The following is a 1,919-nucleotide window of genomic DNA, read 5'->3' as shown; positions in this document are numbered from 1 at the left end:
ATGTTACCCTAAGTTACGGAAACCCGTGCACTTGTACAACGGAATTCGTCGATTGTTCAAAAATAAAATGCTGATTGTTAATATCTTACCTTCCCGTTGATAGAAAATCAGCAAGCCCTATTTTAGTTTCTGCATTAGTTTTAATGGGCTTAGCCGTATATGGGGTAATGGTGCACACCAAAAGCAAAGCCAACATTTAGTGAATTGAACTCAATATGCAAGGTATGAAAACTAAATTTACAAGATTTTGAGGCCATTGGGACGGATGAATTATTGCAAATTAAAGGAGGGCGTGGGCATAGGCATCTAGGACCTGTGGAAAAATGGGAAATGGGAGACGCCGAATTCCAGGGTGCAGGTGGCTGTGCGGGGGATGCCAACGGCTTTGGTGGTACCTTTGATGCAGATGAGGTGATAGGTTATGGTAACTACACCGGTAATACCCCAGCAGGCGCAACATATGGATCTTGCCACTCATGTACAACCCTTTACAACGAGACTCAGGCCCCGAGACCATGGACAACACCACTTACAAGAATTTTGATGAATAAAAATCATTCTGATGGCTGCCCTGGTCTGGGGGTTCGCATAAACAATCCGAATGGTCATTACATGAATTAATCAACAGAAAAACGATGGGATTGGGCACCTAGCCCAATTCCTCGATTATTGGTTTAAAATGAAAGAAAATCGTCTAAATAACATCGTTGTGACAATTTTTATCATACTATCAATAATTTTTCTTCAGGTTCTCTCTGCTTACTTCATTTACCCACAATTGTACATTAAAAATTCGAATTTTGCTTTCCTGGTCCATTTAATATTTATAGACCTCAGTTTCGTGATTGGGATATTTTTTGCGATTAAGATTTGGAGCAAAAACATCTTAAAATCCAATAGATTGCCCAGTTTTAGATTGATCTCTTTAATAGTCTTGATCGCCTTTTCCACTTATGTGCTTTACCCCTTGGGAGACATTATGGCTTTCTTTGAAAAAATCAAGGCAGGAAATCTTTCTTTTTTCAAATACAAAACGCCAACATTTAATAGCATTGACACCATCTACCTATATATGAAGGCTCTTTTAATCGGCCCAATTTTAGAAAAAGTACTTTATAGAAAAATAATATTTTCAAAAATAAAGGAAAATCATTCTACGATGTTCGCTCTACTGTTTTCCAGTTTTCTCTTCGCCCTGGTGCATTTGGATTTAGAAAATTTCTTGCAATTTTTTCTTATCGGAATCCTTTATGGTTATGTCTATTATAAAACAGATTCGGTAATATGCAGCATCCTTTTCCATTCCTTGGTGAATTTGTTTATTGGCCTTACCACAGATTTTGTGGTTTCCGTAGGTGAGTTTTATTACATCTATACGCTTGCTTACATTTTTTGTGCCTTGGGCCTGATGTATGGATTAAAGAACATTAGCGCCAGCGCAATTGACTGAAGTGCAAAAAAAAAATCAAAAACTGTGGCTATTGACATGGATGATCCCAGAAGACCAAGAACCACCAAAACCAGTTCGAATTGGGGAATCCAGAAAGGGTTTTGGCCAATTGATGCCGATCATTTTGCCAGAGCAGTAGAGAATTGGGCTGATGGTTTTGGCAACACAACGAAACCAACGGAACACCTATTCCAAGAAGATGTATTGGTTCAAGTCATTTTTCAGAAAGCATCAAGAATGGCGCTGTAGCGGCCGGTCTGGGTACAGGTGCTCAAGCTTTGGGCCCTAGGGGTGCTTCCCCTTTTGGTACAGGAGCGTCATTTTTGGGCGGTTATGTTGGGGGTGTTTTTGAAAGCTACCCCAAAATCCGGAGTGCTCTAAAATGGGAAAATGAGTAACTTTAAATTTTGGGACAATGAAAAAAAGCAAGTTTACAGAGAGCCAGATCATCGGGATGATCCGGCAGTAC

At 39.7% G+C, this 1,919-nt stretch carries 2 protein-coding genes and 1 pseudogene; all 3 read left to right on the top strand.

Annotated elements, in window-relative coordinates:
- Positions 1-237 precede the first annotated feature (237 nt).
- Positions 238-621, top strand: a pseudogene (locus ACKWCC_RS19175) (hypothetical protein); the annotation flags it as partial.
- 280 nt (positions 622-901) lie between these two features.
- Entirely contained in the window at positions 902-1,450 is a 549-nt protein-coding gene (locus ACKWCC_RS19170; protein ID WP_413997583.1) for a CPBP family intramembrane glutamic endopeptidase, read from the top strand.
- Between the two features lie 36 nt (positions 1,451-1,486).
- On the top strand, positions 1,487-1,699 hold the full coding sequence (locus ACKWCC_RS19165) for a hypothetical protein (protein WP_413997582.1): 213 nt from the start codon (positions 1,487-1,489) through the stop codon (positions 1,697-1,699).
- The last annotated feature ends 220 nt before the right edge of the window (positions 1,700-1,919 follow it).

It is taken from the genome of Maribacter aquimarinus (genome assembly GCF_047345505.1).
GTDB lineage: Bacteria > Bacteroidota > Bacteroidia > Flavobacteriales > Flavobacteriaceae > Maribacter.
The sequence above is the reverse complement of the archived record's forward strand: the minus strand, read 5'-3'. Positions and strand labels throughout refer to the sequence as shown.